Origin of the sequence: Microbispora sp. H10830, from assembly GCF_014161375.1 — a bacterium.
In the GTDB taxonomy this organism is placed as follows: Bacteria; Actinomycetota; Actinomycetes; order Streptosporangiales; family Streptosporangiaceae; genus Microbispora; species Microbispora catharanthi.
In genome coordinates, this window is sequence record NZ_JABBWX010000013.1 from 261,746 (window position 1) to 283,344 (window position 21,599).

At 73.1% G+C, this 21,599-nt stretch carries 17 protein-coding genes; 11 read left to right on the forward strand and 6 right to left on the reverse strand.

From position 1 onward, the window contains the following. The first annotated feature begins 1 nt into the window (after position 1). Together HHX35_RS30435 and HHX35_RS30440 are read left to right on the forward strand one after the other, a co-directional pair. Positions 2-1,003 (forward strand): NAD(P)-dependent alcohol dehydrogenase, encoded by a 1,002-nt coding sequence (locus tag HHX35_RS30435; protein WP_182902091.1) that lies wholly within the window; start codon positions 2-4, stop codon positions 1,001-1,003. Positions 1,004-1,206: 203 nt separating this feature from the next. Then, on the forward strand, positions 1,207-3,309 hold the full coding sequence (locus HHX35_RS30440) for an MMPL family transporter (protein WP_182902092.1): 2,103 nt from the start codon (positions 1,207-1,209) through the stop codon (positions 3,307-3,309). On the opposite strand, the gene HHX35_RS30445 is transcribed toward HHX35_RS30440, so the two are convergent. The 3 genes from HHX35_RS30445 to HHX35_RS30455 form a co-directional block, all read right to left on the reverse strand. Then, complete coding sequence (locus HHX35_RS30445) at positions 3,276-3,950, reverse strand: response regulator transcription factor (protein WP_310739404.1); 675 nt, start codon at positions 3,948-3,950, stop codon at positions 3,276-3,278. The two genes, HHX35_RS30440 and HHX35_RS30445, sit on opposite strands and share 34 nt — an antisense overlap. Positions 3,951-3,958: 8 nt before the next feature. Then, positions 3,959-5,170 carry a sensor histidine kinase gene (locus tag HHX35_RS30450; protein WP_220506046.1) on the reverse strand — a complete coding sequence of 404 codons (1,212 nt, stop codon included), beginning with the start codon at positions 5,168-5,170 and terminating at the stop codon, positions 3,959-3,961. A 93-nt stretch (positions 5,171-5,263) separates the two neighbouring features. Next, a complete protein-coding gene (locus tag HHX35_RS30455) occupies positions 5,264-6,217 on the reverse strand; it encodes a heme o synthase (RefSeq protein WP_182902094.1) in 954 nt (317 codons plus the stop codon). Positions 6,218-6,430: 213 nt separating this feature from the next. Between HHX35_RS30455 and tkt the strand changes: the two genes are divergently transcribed. The 6 genes from tkt to pgl all read left to right on the forward strand — a co-directional run bounded on the left by tkt (position 6,431) and on the right by pgl (position 14,794). Next, on the forward strand, positions 6,431-8,572 hold the full coding sequence (gene tkt, locus HHX35_RS30460; protein WP_182902095.1) for a transketolase: 2,142 nt from the start codon (positions 6,431-6,433) through the stop codon (positions 8,570-8,572). 10 nt (positions 8,573-8,582) lie between these two features. Next, positions 8,583-9,686, forward strand: a complete 1,104-nt coding sequence (gene tal / locus HHX35_RS30465) for a transaldolase (protein ID WP_182902096.1) — start codon at positions 8,583-8,585, stop codon at positions 9,684-9,686. Positions 9,687-9,693: 7 nt separating this feature from the next. Continuing rightward, positions 9,694-11,319, forward strand: a complete 1,626-nt coding sequence (locus HHX35_RS30470; protein WP_182902097.1) for a glucose-6-phosphate isomerase — start codon at positions 9,694-9,696, stop codon at positions 11,317-11,319. Positions 11,320-11,524: 205 nt separating this feature from the next. Then, a complete protein-coding gene (zwf, locus tag HHX35_RS30475) occupies positions 11,525-13,045 on the forward strand; it encodes a glucose-6-phosphate dehydrogenase (protein ID WP_182902166.1) in 1,521 nt (506 codons plus the stop codon). A gap of 49 nt (positions 13,046-13,094) precedes the next feature. Beyond that, on the forward strand, positions 13,095-14,018 hold the full coding sequence (locus tag HHX35_RS30480) for a glucose-6-phosphate dehydrogenase assembly protein OpcA (protein ID WP_139573139.1): 924 nt from the start codon (positions 13,095-13,097) through the stop codon (positions 14,016-14,018). Next, a complete protein-coding gene (gene pgl / locus HHX35_RS30485) occupies positions 14,015-14,794 on the forward strand; it encodes a 6-phosphogluconolactonase (RefSeq protein ID WP_182902098.1) in 780 nt (259 codons plus the stop codon). Before HHX35_RS30480 ends, pgl begins: the two co-directional genes overlap by 4 nt. A 180-nt stretch (positions 14,795-14,974) precedes the next feature. Here the strand turns inward: pgl and HHX35_RS30490 are convergent, their stop codons facing one another. Beyond that, positions 14,975-15,940, reverse strand: a complete 966-nt coding sequence (locus HHX35_RS30490; protein ID WP_182902099.1) for a hypothetical protein — start codon at positions 15,938-15,940, stop codon at positions 14,975-14,977. On the opposite strand from HHX35_RS30490, the gene HHX35_RS30495 reads away from it, so the two are divergent. Then, positions 15,939-16,505 carry a YciI family protein gene (locus HHX35_RS30495; protein WP_259405523.1) on the forward strand — a complete coding sequence of 189 codons (567 nt, stop codon included), beginning with the start codon at positions 15,939-15,941 and terminating at the stop codon, positions 16,503-16,505. The genes HHX35_RS30490 and HHX35_RS30495 overlap by 2 nt on opposite strands. A gap of 71 nt (positions 16,506-16,576) precedes the next feature. On the opposite strand, the gene HHX35_RS30500 is transcribed toward HHX35_RS30495, so the two are convergent. Then, complete coding sequence (locus tag HHX35_RS30500) at positions 16,577-17,653, reverse strand: GNAT family N-acetyltransferase (RefSeq protein ID WP_182902100.1); 1,077 nt, start codon at positions 17,651-17,653, stop codon at positions 16,577-16,579. Between the two features lie 196 nt (positions 17,654-17,849). On the opposite strand from HHX35_RS30500, the gene HHX35_RS30505 reads away from it, so the two are divergent. Both HHX35_RS30505 and HHX35_RS30510 read left to right on the forward strand, forming a co-directional pair. After that, the gene (locus tag HHX35_RS30505) at positions 17,850-19,265 is read left to right on the forward strand and encodes an FAD-binding oxidoreductase (protein ID WP_182902101.1); all 1,416 of its coding nucleotides are present in this window, start codon (positions 17,850-17,852) and stop codon (positions 19,263-19,265) included. 10 nt (positions 19,266-19,275) lie between these two features. Next, positions 19,276-20,880 carry an amidohydrolase gene (locus HHX35_RS30510; RefSeq protein WP_182902102.1) on the forward strand — a complete coding sequence of 535 codons (1,605 nt, stop codon included), beginning with the start codon at positions 19,276-19,278 and terminating at the stop codon, positions 20,878-20,880. A 13-nt stretch (positions 20,881-20,893) separates the two neighbouring features. Here HHX35_RS30510 and HHX35_RS30515 read toward each other — a convergent pair whose 3' ends face one another. Continuing rightward, entirely contained in the window at positions 20,894-21,496 is a 603-nt protein-coding gene (locus HHX35_RS30515) for a hypothetical protein (protein WP_182902103.1), read from the reverse strand. Positions 21,497-21,599: the final 103 nt, after the last annotated feature.

Genomic DNA, 21,599 nt, shown 5'->3' on the forward strand with positions numbered 1-21,599 from the left:
GATGCGCAGCTACCACCTGGACAGCGGCGCCGGGCTCGCGGGTCTGACGATCAGAGACCACCCCGATCCGGTCCCCCGCGCCGGTCAGGTCGTCGTCGCCGTACGCGCGGTGTCGCTGAGCTTCCGGGAACTGATGATCGCCCGCGGCGACTACGTCCTGCCGGTGAAGCCGGACGTGGTCCCGGTATCCGACGGGGCCGGCGACATCGTGTCGGTCGGGCCCGGGGTCGACCCCCGGCGGATCGGCGAACGGGTCACCGCCACCCTCTTCCCGAGCTGGCAGGACGGCCCGTTCGGCATCGAGCACCTGCCGCAGCGCGGCGGCTCGCTGGACGGCATGCTCACCGAACGCGCCGTGGTCGACGAGGACGCGTTGGTGCCGGTCCCCGGCCGTTTGTCCTACGAGGAGGCGGCGACGCTCCCCTGCGCCGCGGTCACCGCCTGGAACGCCGTGACCGGCGCGGACGGCCTGCGTCCTGGCCAGACCGTGGTGACGCAGGGATCGGGCGGGGTGTCGCTGTTCGCCCTGCAGTTCGCCAAGACGCTCGGCGCCCGGGTGATCGCCACCACCAGCAGCCCCGAGAAGGCAGCCCGCCTGCTCGGCCTCGGCGCGGACGAGGTCATCGACTACCGGGCCGTCCCCGACTGGCCCGCGAGAGTCCGCGAACTCACCGGCGGGCGGGGCGCCGACCGCGTCATCGACGTCGCCGGCCTGCTGGAACAGTCCCTCAAGGCGGTGGCGGTGGCAGGGCACGTCGCCTGCGTGGGCTTCGTCTCCGACACCGCGCCTCCACTCGACGCGCGCACGCTCTTCGCCTCCGGCGCCACCGTGCGCGCCGTCGCGGTCGGCAGCCGAGCCCAGTTCCTCGCCATGAACCGAGCCGTCGAGGTCAACGACCTGCACCCGGTCATCGACCGCGTGTTCCCCTTCGATCAGGCTCACGACGCCTACCGCTATTACGCCTCAGGCAAGGCGTTCGGCAAGGTCCTCATCACCATCTGACCTCGGTGCGTACGTCACCGGGCGACCCGGTCGCGACCGCACCGGACCAGCGCGGCCGCACCTACCGCGCCTGATCCGTACGGCGGACGGCCCGACGGCGTACGCGCCGCGCCGTAGCGGCACGTGACGTTCCACGGGGGACGCGCGCGACGCCCCCCGCGCACCACCGTTGATCTCCCATCGAGGACGACGAGAGGTGCGGAATGGAGACGTTGCGGCGCCTGGCCGGTCTGCCGGCGGGGCGGATCGGCAAGTGGGCGGTGATCGCCGCCTGGCTGGTGATGCTCGTTCCCCTCGGCGCGCTGGCCGGGGGCATCGGCCGGGTGCAGGACAACGACGAGACCAACTGGATGCCCGCGAGCGCCCAGTCGACCCGGGCCGTGGAGCTGGCCAGGCGGGAGTTCCCCGCCGGGCGCGACAGCACGCTGGTCCTCGTGTACGCACGGGAGGGCGGCCTGAGCGCCGCCGACCGCGAGACCGTGCTGGACGACCGGGACCGGCTCCGGGCCCTCGCGGGCGGGAGCGTGACCGGCCCGGCGCCCTCGGCCGACGGGGAGGCGCTCACGCTGACCGTCCCGGTGCCGGGCCGCGCCATGGAGACCGGCGAGGCCGGGGAGATCGTGGCCCGGGCCCGGGAGATCATGCGGGCCGGACTGCCCGCCGGGCTCGCGGGGGCCGCCACGGGGCCCGCCGCCTTTCGCGCGGACGCGACGGACGCCAACGGGCGGATCGACGGGACGCTGACCCTGGTCACCGTGGGGGTGGTCGCGCTGCTCCTGTTCGTCACCTACCGCAGCCCGGTCCTGCCGCTCGTCCCCCTCGCCTGCGTGGCGGCGGGTGTGGTGGCCGCGCAGGCCGGGGCCGTGCTGGCCGGCAGGGCGGGCGCCGAGGTCAGCGGCTCCGGTTCGATCCTGATGATCGTCCTGGTCTTCGGGCTCGGCACCGACTACGCGCTCCTGCTGATCTCCCGCTATCGGGAGGAGCTGGCGGAGCACGCCGACCGGCACCACGCGATGGCGCTCGCGCTGCGGCGCACCGTGCCGTCCGTGGCGGCCTCCGCCGCGACGATGGCCCTCGCCGCGCTGGCGCTGCTCGCGGCGGACATGAACTCCACCAAGGGGCTCGGCCCGCTCGCCGCGATCGCCGTCGTGGCGGCGCTGCTGGCGATGACCACCCTGCTGCCGGCGCTCCTGACGGCGCTGGGCCGGGGCGTCTTCTGGCCCGCGATCCCCCGTCGGCGGGCTCCCGGCGCCCGCAGCACGCGGATCTGGCAGCGGATCGGGGCGCTCGTCTCCCGGCGGCCGCGCCGCGCCTGGGCCCTGGCCGGGCTCGCGCTCGCCGCGCTGGCCTGCGGCACGGCCTTCCTGCGGGTGGGCGTTCTCGACGGCGGCGACAACTTCACGCGCAAGCCCGAGTCGGCGGCCGGGCAGGAGATCATCCACGCGCACTTCCCCGGCGGCACCACCGCTCCCGCCCTCGTCTACGCCCCGGTGCGGGCCGCCGCGCCCGTCGCCGCCCTGGCCACGACGGCGCCCGGGATCGCCTCGACCGGCCCCGCCGAGACCTCCGCTTCGGGCCGCTGGGTGCGGATCACCGCCGTGCTCGCCGACGCCCCGGCGAGCGAGCCGGCCAGGCGATCGGTGGCGGGGTTGCGCGCCCGGCTCGCCCGGGCGGCGCCCGGCGCGCTGATCGGGGGCCAGACCGCGGCGCTGGTCGACCGCGACGCCGCGATGGACCGCGACCTCGCGGTGATCGCCCCTCTCGTCATCGGCATCGTCACCCTCGTCCTCGGCGTCCTGCTCCGCGCGGTCGTCGCGCCCCTGCTGCTGCTCGGCTGCGCCCTGCTCTCGTCCGGCGCCGCCGCCGGTCTGTCCACGCTGCTGTTCCACGCCCTCGGATTCCCCCGCACCGACCAAACCGCGCTCACGCTCGGCTTCCTGTTCCTGGTCGCGCTGGGCGTGGACTACACGATCTTCCTCATGGCCCGGGCGCGTGAGGAGGTCGCGCGGCGTGGTCACCGGGAGGGAACGATGACCGCGCTCGTCGCGACCGGGGGCGTCATCACCGGTGCCGGCGTCGTGCTCGCCGCGACGTTCCTGGTCCTGACCATCACCCCGGTGGTCCTCAACATCCAGCTCGGCCTGCTGGTCGCGCTCGGCGTGCTCGTCGACGCGTTCGTGGTGCGCACGGTCCTGGTCCCCGCCCTGGCCCTCGACATCGGCCCCGCGACCTGGTGGCCCGCCCGGCCGGTGCCCGCGCCGCGCCCGCGTAGTCAGCCCTCGGGGATCGGCAGCCCGCCCTGGTAGGCGAACACGACGAGCTGGGCGCGGTCGCGCGCGCCCAGTTTCGTCATCGCACGGCCCACGTGCGTGCGCACGGTGGCGGCGCTGACCACGAGCCTGAGCGCGATCTCGTCGTTGGACAGTCCCGCGGCCACCCACCCGACCACCTCGCGTTCGCGCTCGGTGAGCGCGGACAGCCGCGCCCTGGCCTCGCCGGGCGGCCCAGGCCGCCCGGCGAACCGCGCGATCACCCGCCGGGTGACCGCGGGCGACAGCAGAGACTCGCCCTCGGCCACCACCCGCACCGCCCGCAGCATCTCGTCGGGCTCCGCGCTCTTCAGCAGGAAGCCCGAGGCGCCCGCCCGCAGCGCGTCGAACACATGGTCGTCCAGATCGAACGACGTCAGCATGACCACCCGGGTCGCGGGGGCCTCGGCGACGATCCGCCGCAACGCCTCGATCCCGTCGAGCACCGGCATCCGGATGTCCATGAGAACCACATCGGGGCGCCACCGGCGGACGGCGGCCACCGCTGCCGCCCCGTCCGCCGCCTCGGCCACCAGGTCGATGTCCGGCTCGTCCTCCACCAGCATGCGCACGCCCATGCGTACCAGCGCCTGATCGTCCACCACCGCCAGCCGGATGACGGGCCCGGGTCCGTCCACCGCCGGCCTCATCCGGGGGTCCCGCCGCCGGCGCGCGGTTCGCAGGGCAGGACGGCCAGGACCCGGAAGCCGCCTCCCGGGCACGGACCCGCCTCCAGAGCGCCGCCCACCGACGCCGCGCGCTCCCGCATTCCGGGCAGGCCGTGCCCGCCGCCCTGTCCTGCGCCATGCCCGCCGCCCCGGCCGTCACCGTCATGCCCCAGGCGGCCGGTCCCGTCGTCGGTCACCTTCACCGACACCGTGTCCGGCCCGTACGTCACCCGCACGTCCGCCCGGGACGCACCGGCGTGACGCACCACGTTGGTCAGCGACTCCTGCACGATCCGATATCCGGCCAGATCCACCGCGACGGGCACCCGGCGTCGCGCTCCCTCGACGACCAGGTTCACCGGCAGGCCTCCCCGCCGCACCGCCTCGACGATCTCCGGCACCCGCTCCAGTCCCGGCGCCGGGGCCAGGCCCTGGTCCAGGGTCCCGGGCAGCGTCCGCAGCGCCACCCGCAGTTCCTCCAGCGCCTGGGCGCTGACCTCCCGCACGGCCCGCAGCGACTCCTCCGCCCTCTCCGGCCGCCTGTGCAGCACGTGCAGGGCCACCCCCGCCTGCATGTTGATGACCGCGAGGCTGTGACCCACGATGTCGTGCACCTCCCGGGCCATCCGCAGACGCTCCTCTTGGACGTGGCCCAGGCGCTCGGCCTCGGCGGCCCGCGCCCTGACCCGGCGGTACGCACGCACGGCCACCCCGGCCGCCCACGGCACGAGGAGCCACAGGGCGGCCAGCGCGGGCACGCCCATCTCCGGCGCGGCCGGCGCCGCCGTCCAGGACGAGAACGACAGGTAGGCGACGGCCACCGCCGCCAGCGCCGCCGCCGACACCCGTTCCGGGCGCCAGGCGGCGACCGAGTAGACCGCCACCGACGTCAGTTCGAGCACCGGGGCGTACGGATGGCCGCGGGCCAGGAAGGCGATCGTCGCCGTGAAGGTCGTCGCGAGGGCCGCGAGCGGCCACGCCCGCCGCGCCACGAGCCCGGCCGCCGCCACCGCGACCAGCGCGTACCCGGCGGCGTCGAGCCGCAGGCCGCGCTCGGACAGGGCGGACGCCGAGCCCAGCGCGGCGAGGACGCCGAGGACGGCCGCGAACAGGGCGTCGAGCGGTCCCACCCGGCGGGGTTCGCCGCCGGGCCCCGCCCATGCGGCACGCCACACCGCCATCCGTTCCATGGCTCGAACGTACGCAAGGACGCGGCCGGCGGCATCAGCGCTGTGACGTATTCCGTCGGCAGGCCCGACGTAGGCGGGCCGGGCGGAAAAGGATCAGGCGACCAGGGAGTCGAGCGCGACGGCGAGGAACAGCAGCGCCAGGTAGATGTTCGACCAGTGGAAGAACCGCATCGGGCGCAGGTCGACGCCGGTCTTGCCGGCGTTCACCCGGCCGAGCAGGCGGTAGACCTCCACCAGGCAGACCGCGCCGAGCACGAGCGCGGCGGCCGGGTAGAGCAGGGAGGTGCCGGCGATCGGCCACAGCAGCAGCGAGCACAGCACGGTGGCCCAGGTATAGGCGACGACCTGCTGGACGACCCGGCGCTCGGTGGTGACCACCGGGAGCATGGGCACGTCGGCCGCCGCGTAGTCCTCCCGGTAGCGCATGGCGAGCGTCCAGGTGTGCGGCGGCGTCCAGAAGAACACGACGCCGAACAGCACGACCGGGGCCCACGACAGCCCGCCGGTGATGCCGGCCCAGCCGATCAGCACCGGCATGCAGCCGGCGATGCCGCCCCACACGATGTTCTGCGACGTGCGCCGCTTGAGCACCAGCGAGTACACGAAGACGTAGAACAGGATCGCGCCGAGCGCCAGCACGGCGGCCAGTCCGTTGACCGTGAGCGCGAGCCCGAGCGTGGAAAGAGTGCCGAGAATCACACCGAAAATCAGCGCGCCCATCGGCGACACGTCGTGCTTGGCGAGCGGCCGCCTGCGGGTGCGCCGCATCGTCCGGTCGATGTCCCGGTCGATGTAGCAGTTCAGGACGTTCGCGCTGCCCGCCGACAGGGTGCCGAACACCATGGTGGCGGTCGCGGTCCACAGGTCGGGCAGGCCATGCGCCGCGAGGAACATGACCGGCAGGGTCGTGATCAGCAGCAGCTCGATGATCCGGGGCTTGGTGAGCGCCACGTAGGCCTTCACGAGCGCCCCGATGGAGCGGGGAGCCGTGGCCGTCGCGGCGGACCCGAGGGGGGCCACCGTCTGCTTGTTCGTCAAGACCGTCAAGGCGCTTCCAACACGTGCGGGGTCAACGCGTAACCTCTGATTAGGGCGGATCTCCGGGCAGCCTGTCTCCGGGCGGCAGCCGGCACTTGCGAAATCACTGTAGTCGCCACCGCAGGTGGTCCCCGAACCGGGGCCGAAGCCGCAGGCACCGTTACCGAGGTGGCTACCAAACGGTATTACGAGGAACCCGTTAGGGTCCCCTGTGGGCGGGAAATGCCAGAACCGGCGCGAAAACAAGAGGGGATCGAGCAGTTGAGCAGCGGAAGCCTTGAGTGGAGTGACCTTGACCGGCAGGCGGTCGACGTCGTGCGGGCCCTGGCGATGGACGCCGTGGAGAAGGCGGGATCGGGTCACCCCGGCACCGCGATGAGCCTCGCGCCCGCCGCCTACCTTCTGTTCCAGCGGGTCCTGCGTCATGACCCCTCGGATCCCAAGTGGGCGGGACGAGACAGGTTCGTCCTTTCCTGCGGGCATTCGAGCCTGACGCTTTACATTCAGCTCTACCTGTCCGGCTACGGCCTGACCCTGGACGACCTCAAGGCGCTCCGGCAGTGGGGCAGCCTCACCCCGGGCCACCCCGAGTACGGCCACACGGCCGGCGTGGAGACCACGACCGGCCCGCTCGGCCAGGGCATCGGCAACGCGGTCGGCATGGCCATGGCGGCCCGCCGCGAGCGCGGCCTGTTCGACGCGGACGCCGCCCCCGGCGCCTCGCCGTTCGACCACATGATCTGGTGCTTCGCCTCCGAGGGCGACCTCGAGGAGGGCATCAGCCACGAGGTCAGCGCCCTGGCCGGCCACCAGAAGCTCGGCAACCTGGCCGTGGTCTTCGACTCCAACCACATCTCGATCGAGGACGACACCCAGATCGCCCTGTCCGAGGACATCACCAAGCGCTACGAGGCGTACGGCTGGCACGTCCTGGAGGTCGACTGGACCGCGACGGGCGAGTACAAGGAGGACGTCCAGGCGCTGTACGACGCGCTTGAGGCGGCCCGCGCGGAGACCGAGCGGCCGACGTTCATCAAGCTCCGCACGATCATCGGCTGGCCGGCGCCGAACAAGCAGAACACCGGCAAGATCCACGGCTCGGCCCTGGGCGCCGACGAGGTCGCGGCGACCAAGCGCGTCCTCGGCATGGACCCCGACAAGAGCTTCGCGGTGCCCGCCGAGGTGCTCGACCACGCGCGTGAGGTCGTCGAGCGCGGCCGGGCCCTGCGCGCCGAATGGGACAAGGGCTACCAGAGCTGGCGCGAGGCCAACCCCGAGCGGGCGGAGCTGTTCGACCGGATCTCCAAGCGCAAGCTGCCGGAGGGCTGGGACAAGGCGCTGCCGTCGTTCGAGATCGGCTCGCAGGTCGCCACCAGAAAGGCGTCCGGCGAGGTGCTGAGCGCGCTCGCGCCGGTGCTGCCGGAGCTGTGGGGCGGCTCGGCCGACCTCGCGGAGTCCAACAACACCACGATGAAGGGCGAGCCGTCCTTCATCCCGGACGAGTACCAGACCAAGGAGTTCCCCGGGAACCGGTACGGCCGGACGCTGCACTTCGGCATCCGCGAGCACGGCATGGGCGCGATCCTGAACGGCATCGCGCTGCACAACGGCACCCGCCCGTACGGCGGCACGTTCCTGGTGTTCAGCGACTACATGCGGCCGTCGGTGCGGCTCGCCGCGCTGATGAAGCTGCCGGTGACCTACGTCTGGACGCACGACTCGATCGGCCTCGGCGAGGACGGCCCGACCCACCAGCCGATCGAGCACCTGTGGGCGCTGCGCGCGATCCCCGGCCTGGACGTCGTCCGCCCGGCCGACGCCAACGAGACGGCGGCCGCGTGGAAGGCCGTCCTCGAGCACGACGACCGCCCGGCGGGCCTCGCCCTGACCCGGCAGAACGTCCCCACCCTGGAGGGCGCGGGCGACCCCGACGCCGTCGCGCGGGGCGGCTACGTCCTGCAGGACGCGTCCAACGGCCAGCCCGAGGTCGTGATCATCGGCACCGGCAGCGAGGTCCAGCTCGCCGTCGAGGCCCGCACGATCCTGGAGTCGCAGGGCATCCCGACCCGCGTGGTCTCCATGCCGTGCGTGGAGTGGTTCCGGGAGCAGGACGCCGCCTACAAGCAGACCGTGCTGCCCCCCGCCGTCAAGGCCCGGGTCGCGGTCGAGGCGGGAATCACGCTCGGCTGGCGCGAGTTCGTTGGAGATGCGGGCGAGGTCCTGGGGCTCGAGCACTTCGGCGCCTCCGCGCCGTACAAGACGATCTACGAGCAGTTCGGCCTCACCGCCGACCGCGTCGTCGCCGCCGCCAAGGCCAGCCTGGCCAAGACGGGCGCCGACAAGGGCGAGACGACCGGAAACTGAGGGACGAAGGATGAATGAGAATCTGAAGCGGCTGTCCGACGCCGGAGTCTCCATCTGGCTGGACGACATCAGCCGGGAGCGGCTGCGCTCCGGCAACCTCGCCGCCCTGATCCGCGACAAGAACGTGACGGGTGTCACCTCCAACCCCACGATCTTCGCCTCCGCGCTGAGCAAGGGCGACGCATACGACGCGCAGCTGCGCGACCTCGCCGCCCGCGGGGTGACGGTCGAGGAGGCCGTACGCGCGATCACCACGTTCGACATCCGCTGGGCGGCCGACGTGCTGCGGCCGGTCTTCGACGCCACCCGCGGCGTCGACGGGCGCGTGTCGATCGAGGTGGACCCGCGCCTGGCCCGCAAGACCGAGGCGACGATCGCCGAGGCCCGCGCGCTGTGGTGGCTGGTCGACCGGCCCAACGTGCACATCAAGATCCCGGCGACCGTCGAGGGCCTGCCTGCGATCACCCAGGCCATCGCCGAGGGCATCAGCGTCAACGTCACGCTGATCTTCTCGCTGGAGCGGTACCGCCAGGTGTTGGACGCCTGGCTGAGCGGCCTGGAGAAGGCGAAGGCCAACGGCCTCAACCTGGCCACGATCGAGTCGGTCGCGTCGTTCTTCGTCAGCCGCGTCGACACCGAGATCGACAAGCGCCTCGACAAGATCGGCACGCCGGAGGCCGCCGAGCTGAAGGGCAAGGCCGCCGTGGCCAACGCCCGCCTGGCGTACGCCGCGTACGAGGAGGTCATGAACTCGCCGCGCTGGCAGACGCTGCGCGCGGCCGGCGCGCACCCGCAGCGCCCGCTGTGGGCCTCCACCGGTGTGAAGAACCCCGACTACCCCGACACCCTGTACGTGGAGCAGCTGGTCACGGCCGGGATCGTCAACACCATGCCGGAGAAGACGCTGGACTCCTCGGCCGACCACGGCCGGATCTCGGGCGACACGATCCGCCCCTTCTATCAGCACGCGTGGGACGTCATGGCCTCGTTGAAGCAGGCCGGCATCGACTACGACGACGTCGTCCGCGCGCTGGAGGAGGAGGGCGTCGAGAAGTTCGAGACGTCCTGGACCGAGCTTCTCGAAACCGTCGACGGCGAGCTGCGGAAGGCCTGAGCTGCATATGACAATCGAGGTAACCCTCGGCGACGAGGCGGACGCCGTCACGGCGGTCAAGGACAAGCTCGTGGCCGAGGGGGTGCCCGCGGCCCTCGCCGCGGGCGACTCCACGCTGTGGGGCCCGCAGGCGCAGTCCGAGGCCGCGATCCGGCTGGGCTGGCTCGACCTGCCCCGCAGCAGCCGGGAGCTGCTCCCGGAGATCGCCAAGCTGGTGGAGCGGGCCCGCGCCGAGGGCCTTGACCACGTGGTGCTCGCCGGCATGGGCGGCTCCTCCCTCGCACCCGAGGTGATCTGCGCCACCGAGGACGCGCCGCTGACCGTCCTCGACACGACCGACCCGCACCAGGTGCGGCGCGCGCTCGCCGACCGGCTCGACCGCACGATCGTCGTGGTGGCGAGCAAGAGCGGCGGCACGATCGAGACCGACAGCCACCGGCGCGTCTACGAGCAGGCGTTCCGCGACGCGGGGATCGACCCGGCCGAGCGGATCGTGGTCGTCACCGACCCCGGCTCCCCGCTGGAGCGGACGGCCATCGAGGCCGGATATCCGGTCGTGCTCGCCGACCCGAACGTGGGCGGCCGCTACAGCGCGCTCACCGCGTTCGGCCTGGTCCCGAGCGCCCTGGCGGGCGCCGACGTGACCAGGCTGCTCGACGACGCCGCCGCGGTGGCGCCGCTGCTCGCGCAGGACGAGGGCAACCCGGGCCTGGAGCTCGGCGCGCTGCTCGGCGCGCGGGCGCTGCACGGGCGCGACAAGCTGATCCTGCGCGACGCGCCGTCCGACATCACGGGCCTGCCCGACTGGATCGAGCAGCTCATCGCCGAGTCGACGGGCAAGGAGGGCAAGGGCGTCCTGCCCGTCGTCGGCGCCGAGGCCGCCGAGGCGGACGACCAGTTCCTCGTCACCATCGGGTCCGACAGCGGCACGACCGTCGACGGCCCGCTCGGCGCGCAGTTCCTCGTCTGGGAGTACGCCACGGCCGTCGCGGGGCGGGTGCTCGGGATCAACCCGTTCGACCAGCCCAACGTCGCCGAGTCGAAGGAGAACACCACCCGGATCCTGCAGGAGGCCGGGGACGGCCCGCTGCCGACCGGCACTCCGGTGCTCACCGACGGCCCGGTCGAGGTGTACGGCGACCTGCCCGGCGACCTCAAGAACCTGGCCGACGTCCTCACCTGGCTGCTGCGCGCGATCCCCGAGCGCGGCTACCTGGCGATCATGGCGTACCTCGACCGCGAGGCCGCGTTCGACGCGGCGGTCGTCGGCGAGGCGTCCTTCGAGGAGATGACCGAGACCTGGGCGAGCGCCGACGTCGCCACCCTGCGGGCGCTGCTCGACTACCGCACCGACCACGCGGTCACGTTCGGCTGGGGCCCGCGCTTCCTGCACTCCACCGGCCAGTACCACAAGGGCGGGCCGGCGTCGGGTGTGTTCCTGCAGATCACCGGGGCGGTGACCGACGACGTCGAGGTCCCGGGCAAGCCCTACACGCTGGGCAGGCTGCAGCTCGCGCAGGCGCTGGGCGACCTGGGAGCACTGACCTCCCGCGGCAGGCCGGCCGTGCGCCTGCACCTCACCGACCGCGTCGCCGGGGTCAGGCACCTGCTCTCCGTGGCGGAGGAGCTCTGACCATGCGATGCGTTACTGGCGAAGGGCCCGTCCGCGGGGAGGACACATGACGGAGCAACAGGAGCCGCAGGCCCCCGCCGGCGACGCCCTGCAGGCGCAGGAGTCGCGCAGCGCCGCGCAGGAGGCGGGGGACGACCTGACGAGCGCGGAGCGGGCGGTCCTGGCCGCCGCTCAGGCCGCCACCACCGCGACCACCGAGCTGACCATGGCCGCCAACCCGCTGCGCGACCCGCGCGACCGGCGCCTGCCCAGGGTCGCCGGGCCGTGCGTGCTCGTGCTGTTCGGCGTCACCGGCGACCTCGCCAAGCGCAAGCTGCTGCCGGCGATCTACGACCTGGGGAACCGGGGGCTGCTGCCCCCGGGCTTCTCCCTGGTCGGCTTCGCCCGCCGCGACTGGGCGCACGAGGACTTCGCCCAGGTCACGTACGAGGCGGTCAAGGAGCACGCGCGGACGCCGTTCCGCGAGGAGGTCTGGAAGCAGCTCAGCGAGGGCATCCACTTCTGCCCGGGCGAGTTCGGCGACGACGGCGCCTTCGACGTGCTCGCCATGATGCTCAAGGAGATCGACGAGACCCGGGGCACCGGCGGCAACTACGCGTTCTACCTGTCGGTGCCGCCGAAGTTCTTCCCGCTCGTGATCGAGCAGCTCAAGCGGACGAACCTGGCCAAGGGCCCCGAGGGCTCCTGGCGCCGGGTCGTCATCGAGAAGCCGTTCGGGCACGACCTGAAGAGCGCTCAGGAGCTCAACGCGATCACCAGCGCGGTGTTCCCGGAGAGCTCGGTCTTCCGGATCGACCACTACCTCGGCAAGGAGACCGTCCAGAACATCCTGGCGCTCCGCTTCGCCAACACGCTGTACGAGCCGATCTGGAACCGCGGCTACGTCGACCACGTCCAGATCACGATGGCCGAGGACATCGGCATCGGCGGCCGGGCCGGTTACTACGACGGCATCGGCGCGGCCCGTGACGTGATCCAGAACCACCTGCTCCAGCTCCTCGCGCTGGTCGCGATGGAGGACCCCACGTCCTTCGACGCCGACGCGCTGCGCCGGGAGAAGGAGAAGGTGCTGCGGGCCGTCAAGCTGCCCGCCGACCTGGCCACCGGCACCGCCCGCGGCCAGTACGTGCGGGGCTGGCAGGGCGGCGAGCCCGTCGTCGGCTACTTGGAGGAGCAGGGCATCTCCCCCGACTCCGCCACCGAGACGTACGCCGCGGTCAAGCTGGAGGTGGCCAACCGCCGGTGGGCCGGGGTGCCGTTCTACCTGCGCACGGGCAAGCGGCTCAGCCGCCGCATGACCGAGGTGGCCGTCGTCTTCCAGCGGGCGCCGCACCTGCCGTTCAGCAAGGACGACACCGAGATCCTCGGGCACAACGCGCTGGTCATCCGCGTCCAGCCGGACGAGGGCATCACGGTGCGCTTCGGCTCCAAGGTGCCGGGCACGGCCATGGAGGTCAGGGACGTCAACATGGACTTCGCCTACGGCGAGTCGTTCATGGAGTCCTCCCCCGAGGCGTACGAGCGGCTGCTGCTCGACGTGCTCATCGGCGACCCGCCGCTGTTCCCGCACCAGCGGGAGGTGGAGCTGTCGTGGAACATCCTCGACCCGATCGAGGAGTTCTGGGCCTCCCAGGGCCAGCCCGAGGGGTACGCGTCCGGCTCCTGGGGTCCCGCCTCGGCCGACGCGATGCTGGCCAGGGACGGACGCGCCTGGAGGCGGCTGTGAGCGTGGCTGTCAGCGCGGCGCATCTGGGGTGGAGCGAGCGGAGAGCGGTGTGACGACCTTCAACCTGACCGAGACGACCGCGTCGAAGATCTCCTCGACGCTCACCCGCCTGCGGCACCAGATGGGCGCGCCCGCCGTCGGCATGGTGCTGACCCTCGTCGTGGTGGTGGACGAGGCGGGGCAGTACGACGCCCTGCGCGCGGCCACCGACGCGGCGCGCGAGCACCCCTCGCGCATCCTCATGGTGATCATCCGCGATCCTGCCGAGTCCAACCGGCTGGACGCGGAGATCCGCGTGGGCGAGTCGGCGCCGGGCGAGGTCGTGCTGCTGCGCCTGTACGGCGAGCTGACCGAGCACGCCGACTCGGTGATCACGCCGTTGCTGCTCACCGACACGCCGGTGGTGGTGTGGTGGCCGGGCGAGTGCCCGGAGATCCCCGCCAAGCACCCGATCGGGCACCTGGGCAGCCGCCGGATCATGGACGCCAGGTCGGCCGGAGACGCGGTCGCCGCCATCTCCTCGCGGGCCGGCAGCTACGTCCCCGGCGACACCGACCTGGCCTGGACCCGGCTCACGCCGTGGCGCAGCCTGCTGGCCGCCGCCTTCGACCAGCCCATGGGGAAGATCACCGGGGGCGTGGTGGAGGCCGCGGCGGGCAACCCCAGCGCGCCGCTGCTGGCCGCCTGGCTGTGCGACCGGCTGGAGGCGCCGATCGAGATCGCCGACTCCGGCGGCCCCGGCCTGACGGGCGTGCGGCTGTCCATCGAGGGCGGTGGCGAGCTGACGGTGAGCAGGACCGACGCCAGGCTCGCCACGCTGTCGCGGCCCGGCAACCCCGACCGGCGGGTCGCCCTGGCCCGCAGGCCGACCTCGGAGCTGCTGGCCGAGGAGCTGCGCAGGCTCGACCCCGACGACATCTACGCCGCCTCGATCCGCAGGCTGGCGGAGATGAAGGGGCGGGGACGGGCGTGACCGGCGTTCCCACCGTCATCGTCCACCGCGACGCCGAACTGCTGGCCCAGGCCGTGGCCGCCCGCCTCATCACGCGGCTGGTGGACACGCAGGCGGCCCGCGGTTCGGCGCACCTGGTGCTGACCGGCGGCACCGTGGGCATCTCGACGCTGGCCGCCCTCGCGGGGACGGCGGCGCACGACGCCATCGACTGGCGGGCGCTCGACATCTGGTGGGGCGACGAGCGGTTCCTGCCGACCGGCCATCCCGAGCGCAACGAGACCGGGGCACGCCAGGCCCTGCTCGACCACGTCGACGTGGACCCGGCGCGGGTGCACCCGATGCCCGGCCCCGACTCGGGGATGACCGCCGAGGAGGCCGCCGACGCGTACGCGGCGGAGCTGGCCAAGGCGGCCAGGCCGGAGGACCACGGGCCGGTGCCGTCGTTCGACGTGCTGCTGCTCGGCATGGGCCCCGACGGCCACGTGGCCTCGCTGTTCCCCGGCCAGCCGGCCGTCTATGAGGAGGAGCGGCCGGTCGTGTCCGTGCACGGCTCCCCCAAGCCGCCGCCGACCCGGCTGTCGCTGACGTTCCCCGCGCTGCGGGCCGCCAGGGAGGTCTGGGTCGTCGCGGCGGGCGAGGAGAAGGCTCAGGCGGTCAGGATGGCACTGTCCGACGCCGGACCGTTCCAGGTGCCGGCCGCCGGGGCGCGCGGGCGGCAGCGCACGCTGTTCCTGCTCGACCGCGCCGCCGCGCACAAGATCCCACCGTCGTTGGGGCGGATCGCCTCCCCCTGACAGGAGATCACAACGGAACGGCCGGGCCGGGGCACACACCCCCGCCCGGCCGTTCCACTTCCCGCCGACCGAGCACGCCGGCAGATATCTGTCACAGTCGGAGGCCGCAGGCGGAGAGACGTCACTGCGGAGAGACGTCACTGCGCCGGGCGGAAGCTCCGCTCCTTGAGTGCCGCGCCATCATTCGTCGGCGGATCGTGCCTCGTCGAGGGTGGCGCGGGCCTGCTCGGCACGCCGGCGGGCGGAGCGGACGGCGCGTTCGGCGTTCGTCTCCTCCCGGCGGGCGACCTCCAGCCGGTGTTCGGCCGCGTTCAGCTTGTCCTTGGCCTTGACCAGCTTGGCTGTGATCGTCTCGACCTTGGCCGCGCGCCGCTCCTGCTCGAGTACGGCCTCGGCCCGCTCGGCCTCCCAGTCGGCGCGGCCACGCTCCGCCTCCTGCACGGCCTGCTCCGCCTCGGCGAGGGCGTTTTCGAGGTTCTCGATCCGGCGACGGCGTTCGGCTTCCCGGCGCTCGGTGTCGCGCCGTTCGCGCTCCCGCCGCTCCTCGTCGCCGGCGCGGCGCTCGGCCTCGGGTTCGGCCTTCGGCGTGGGCTTCGCGCGTGCTGCCGGTTCGGGTGCGGGCCGTACGACGGGGGCCGGAGTGAAGCCGCTGTAGCTCAGGGGCCGGGTCAGCCGGCCCAGGCGCACCTGCTCGGCCGCGTCCTCGTCCACCACGGCGGCGTCGAGGGTCTGCTCGATCTCCAGATCGGCGGTGGAGGCCAGCGGATGCCCGGCCGCCTCCGCCTCCTCACGTACGGACCGGACGACACGGGCGATGAGCGGGGTCCGTTCGCGGCCCGCCTCGGCCAGGGCGTCGGCGTCCTGGGCCCGCCAGGCGTCCCGCAGCCGCCGGCCGAGGCCGAGCAGCCGGCCGAGCTCCTGGCTCCGTTCGCGGGCCGTCCGGTTGACGGCCCAGGCCACGGCGGTGGGCTTGCGCAGCGCCTTGATCCGCTTGGCCAGCGCGGCGTCGCCGGCCGCCTTCGCCTCCTTTGCCAGCGCGTCGCGGGCCGAGGTGAACTCTCCGGGCACCATGCCGTAGAGCCGGTCGGCCGCCTCGTCGAAGTCCACAGACCACGTGTACCCGAGTTCCTCCTGGCGTTCCAGCATGGTAGGTAGTCTCCGCATGGAGTTCTTCTGTTATCACCGCGACCGGCCCGGCTCGGGGGCGCTGCGCGACGAGCTGCTGGAAGAGCACTGGTCCTACATGGACCGGTACGACGCGGAGATGATCGCCCGTGGCCCGACCTTCGACCGCGTCACCGACATCGCCACGGGCAGCGTGCACATCGTCGACGTGCCGGATCCCGCCACGGCGCGTGCGTTCGCCTTCGACGAGCCCAACTACCAGGCCGGCGTGTATCGGGACGTGATGGTACGGCGATGGCGCAACGTGCTGGGGCGCACCATGTGGGACTTCCCCGGTGGCAGGGACGGCGGCAACCGATATCTGGTGCTGGGCCTGGGCTCCGGGGAGGCCGCCGACCTCGTCCCGCCGCCCCAACGGGACGAGCTGATCGCGTATGGGCCGCTGCTGTCCGACGACGGCGCCACCTGGCTGGGTACGGCGGTGCTGGTCCGGGCGCCGGACCCGGACGCGGCACGGGCCGTCCTGACCCGGGACCGGTACGCCGGCATCGAGGTGCACGACTGGGAGTTCGGCGGGCGGCGGTGACGCACCGCGGCGACCCGTCCTGGTCCGGTGCCCTGAGCTACACCGGACCAGGAGGATCACCCGTGAGGACGTCAGCTCGGGGATGCCGTCGCCATCACGCCCACGGCGATCCGCGCCTCCATCACACCGGGATCCTCGGTGTGGGTGAGCGTCGCGCCGAGGGAGCCGAGCAGCCTGCGCATGCGCGTGTTGTCGTACAGAAGGGTCGCCCGCACCTCGGCGAAGCCGAGGTCCCTGGCCTGGGCGAGGAGCATCCGGGCCAGCCGGCCGCCGAGGCCCCGGCCCTGCCAGCGGTCCTCCACGAGAAAGGCGATCTCCGCGATGCCGGGGTCCGCGGAGAACATCAGCGACGCGAGCGCGACCACCTGGCCGTCGCGCCCCGCGACGAGCGACTGGCCGCGGGCCCGGTCGCACAGCCGGTCGAACATGTGCGGCGGCAGGGTGGGGTTGGCGGTGAAGTAGCGGAACCTGCGCGTCTCGGGTGAGCAGCGCTCGTGCAGGTCGCGCAGCGCCTCGCGGTAGAGCGAGGTCAGCGGCTTGACCTGCACCTCCGCGCCGTCGGCGAGCCGCACCGGCCCCTCGGCCGCGGACGGTTCCGCCGGCGGCTGCGCCAACCTCACCATCGCGGCGGCGCGGGCCGCCTCGGTCAGGGTGAACGGGAGCCCGGAGCGGCGCAGCCGGATCGACCGCCGCGGCGCCACGGGCACCACGAGCAGGGTCGGGTCGGGCAGCTCCAGAGCCTCCCCCTCGTCCCGCTCGCCGTCCTCGGGCCGCGAGCGTGCGGCGGTCGCGCCGTACACCCAGCGGGCGTCGTCGGCGCGCAGCAGCTCGCCCAGGATCTCCGGCAGGCGCCAGGGAGCCGAGCGCAGCCGGGCGGCGAGCAGCAGCGCGCGCGTCGGCTCGTCGGTGAGTTCGTGCGCGGTGGCGGGCACGATCCGCACCCGCCTCCCGCCCGCGGCCTCCAGCGCCTCGCGTACGGCCTCGGGGGAGGCGGGGATGTCCGTGACGAACTCGTCGACCGTGCCGTCCGTGTCGGGCTGCACCGAGAGGCCGAGGATGTTGCCGCCCTTGTCGGCCAGGGCGGTCGCCAGCGACGCCAGCCGCCCGGGCCGCTCGTCCACGGTCGTACGGATCCGGAAGAATCCCATCGCTACCCGCTCCCTCCGTTGCGCTGGTCTTCAGAGTGCCGGAGCGCTGTTACACGTTTGCTACACGGCGGTGAGCCGATCGTTTCCTTTCGATGGAGGACGTTACGACTACGGTTATCCGCATGTGTCTCCTCGGATCTCCACGACATCCGTCGCCGAATAGCGAGATGAACACGGATATAGCAGGATGTGCCCCATGACCGCTCCCCTGTCCCCCGGTTTCGTCAACGGCGAGGTGTCCTTCTGGTACCGGTCAGTGGGGGTGCCCGCGCCCGGAGAGCCGCTCGGCGGCGACCTGCAGGCCGACGTGGCCGTGGTCGGCGCGGGTTACACCGGGCTGTGGACCGCCTACTACCTGAAGAAGGCCGACCCGTCGCTGCGGGTCGTCGTGCTGGAGAAGGAGTTCGCCGGGTTCGGCGCGTCGGGACGCAACGGCGGCTGGCTGACCGGCGCGCTGGCCGGTTCACCCGAGCGGTACGCCAAGACCCACGGACGGGACGGGGCCCGGCGGCTGCAGCGCGCGATGTTCGAGGCCGTCGACGAGGTCATCCGCGTCGCCCGCGAGGAGGGCATCGACGCGGACATCGTCAAGGGCGGCCTGCTCACCGTCGCCCGCGGCCCGGCGCAGGACCTGCGGCTGCGCGAGGAGCTGACGGGCCAGCGCGCCTGGGGCTGGGACGCCGACGACGTCCGGCTGCTGACCACCGACGAGATGAACGACCGGCTGCGCGTCGCGGACGCCACCGGGGCCACCTGGAGCCCGCACTGCGCCAGGATCCAGCCGGCCAAGCTCGTCCGCGGCCTGGCGCGGGCCGTACGGGACCTGGGCGTCGAGATCTACGAGCGGACCCCGGTGACCGCGATCACGCCGGGCCGAACGACACACCCGGCAGCGGCGGTCACGCCGTACGGGACCGTGCGGGCGGACCACGTGCTGCGCTGCACCGAGGGGTTCACCGCCACCATCACCGGTCACCATCGCGACTGGCTGCCCATGAACAGCTCCATGATCGTCACCGAGCCGCTGCCCGAGCGGGTCTGGGCGGAGATCGGCTGGCAGGGCCGCGAGCTGCTCGGCGACATGGCGCACTACTACATGTACGCCCAGCGGACGGCCGACGACCGCATCGCCTTCGGCGGGCGCGGCAGGCCCTACCTCTACGGGTCGAGGGTCGACGAGCGGGGGCACACGCACGGCTGGACCGTGGACGCCCTGTGGGACCTGCTGGTCGCGTTCTTCCCCGCCGTCGCCGGGTCGCGGGTGGAGCACGCCTGGTCGGGCGTGCTCGGCGTGCCGCGCGACTGGTGCTCGGCCGTCCACGTGGACCCCGCGACCGGCCTCGGCTGGGCGGGCGGCTACACGGGTCACGGCGTGACCACCACCAACCTGGCCGGGCGCACGCTGTGCGACCTGGTGCTGCGCCGCGACACCGACCTGACCCGGATGCCGTGGGTGGACCGGCGGGTGCGCGCGTGGGAGCCCGAGCCGCTGCGCTGGCTCGGCGTCCACTCGATGTACCGTCTCTACCGCCTGGCCGACGCCCGCGAGAGCAGGGGTATGACCAGGACGTCCGTACTGGCCAGGATCGCCGACAAGATCACCGGGCACTGAAAGGCTTCACGTGAGTTCCTCCCTCCTGTTCCGCGGCGGCCGCGTCTTCGTCCCCGGCGGGTTCGCCGAGGCGGTCCTCGTGCGCGACGGCGTCATCGCCGCCGTCGGCGCCGAGTCCGACCTGGTACGGCTGGCGCCGGACGCCGAGCCGGTGGACCTCGGCGGCGGCCTGCTGACGCCGGGGTTCACCGACGCCCACATCCACCCGGTGCAGGCCGGGCTGGAGCGGGCCAAGTGCGACCTGTCCGAGGTGTACGGACTCGACGCCTACACGGCGGAGATCGGCGGCTATGCCGTGAGAAATCCGGACAAGACGTGGATCGACGGCGGCGGCTGGGACATGTCGGCCTTCCCCGGTGGGCTCCCCCACCGGTCCCAGCTCGACTTCCTCGACCGCCCGGCGTACTTCGTGCAGCGCGACCACCACGCCGCCTGGGTCAACACGCGGGCCCTGGAGCTCGCCGGCATCACGAAGGACACCCCCGACCCCGCGGACGGCCGCATCGAGCGCGACCCGGACGGCACGCCGAGCGGCGTGCTGCACGAGGGCGCCATGGACCTCGTCGGCCTGCTCACCCCGCGCCCGACCCCGGCCGACGTCGACGCCGCCCTGATGGACGCGCAGGCCCATCTGTTCTCGCTGGGCATCACCGGCTGGCAGGACGCCATCGTCGGGTCGTACGCCGGGTCGGACGACCAACTGCCCGCCTACATCTCCGCGGCCTCCTCCGGGCGGCTGAAGGCCCGCGTGGTCGGCGCCCTGTGGTGGGACCGCGCGCGGGGCGCGGAGCAGATCCCGAGCCTGGTCGAGCGGCGCGCGTCGGCCGAGGGCCTGGACCGGTTCCGGGCGACCTCGGTCAAGATCATGCAGGACGGCATCCCGGAGAACTTCACCGCCGCCGTCATCGAGCCCTACTGCCGCTGCGGCGGCACCGGCCTGTCGTACATCGACCCCGCGCTGCTCGGCGGGTATGTCAAGGAGCTCGACGCCCTGGGCTTCCAGGTGCACTTCCACGCCATCGGCGAGCGGGCCGTGCGCGAGGCGCTCGACGCGCTGACCGGCACCGACCCCGCCAACCGGCACCACATCGCGCACGTGCAGATCATCACGCCGCAGGACGTGCCGCGCTTCGCCGAGCTCGGTGTGACGGCCAACCTGCAGGCGCTGTGGGCCACCCACCACCTGCAGATGGACGAGCTGTGCATCCCCTACCTCGGCGAGGAGCGCGCCTCCTGGCAGTACCCCTTCGCCGACCTCGTGCGGCACGGCACCCGCTTCGCCGGGGGCTCGGACTGGCCGGTCTCCTCGGCCAAGCCCCTGGAGGCCATGCACGTGGCGGTCAACCGCACCGAGCCGGGCGGTTCCGTCCACGCGACCTACCCCACGGCCCAGACCCCGTTCCTGCCGGAGCAGAGCCTCGACCTGCGGACCATCATGACGGCCTACACCAAGGGCTCGGCCTGGATCAACCGCTCCCCCGCCGGGGTGATCGAGGAGGGCCGCCCGGCCGACCTCGTCGTGCTCGACCGCGACCCCTTCGCCCTCGACCCGAAGGACATCTGGACGACCGAGGTCGTCATGACGTTCCTCGACGGCGAACAGGTGCACGGCTGACCAGGACGGCGCTTCAGCGGTCCCCGGCCAGGGCGGAGCGGTGCCGGGACACGGCGAACGCCACGGCGAGGCAGGCCGCGGCGAGCAGCAGCGCCGAGCCGCAGAAGCCGAGCGGACCGTCCTCCCCGACGGGGCCGCCCACCACCCAGCCGACGGCCAGGGACGGACCTGCCCACCAGGGCAGCACCCCGGCGCGAAGCAGGCCGACGGCGAAGAGCACCAGCCCGATCAGCGAGACGAGCATGGACAGGAGGTAGACCGGGCCCAGCGACTCCGCGTCGCCGCTGGCGAGCGACACCACGAGCGGAGGCAGGAAGCCGAGCATGCCGACGGTCGTGAGGACGAGCGCCACCGAGCCGAGCCGGCCGCCCCGGCCGCCGTGCAGCGCGTGGATCGCCGCGACCGACACCAGCATGCCCAGGGCGAGGGGGAACCCGTCCGCGGTGAAGGCGTAGTCGGCGAGGTCGATCAGCCGGTCGTGCTGCGGCACGGAGGTGAACAGGTCGAGCAGGGCGAGCGCGGCGGCCGACGCCGCGCTCGTCATGAGGCCGGCCTGGGCCAGCCCGTACGGCAGGCGAGCGGGTCCGGTGTGAGCCTGGGTGGCCGATGTCGTCATCGGTGTCCTCCCTCGATGTGGTCGTTCGACGGTCGGCGATGACACTAGAAACCGGGTGGCCGCCGGTCGTCCGGCCGTGCGGGGAAATCCGGTCCGCCCGCCG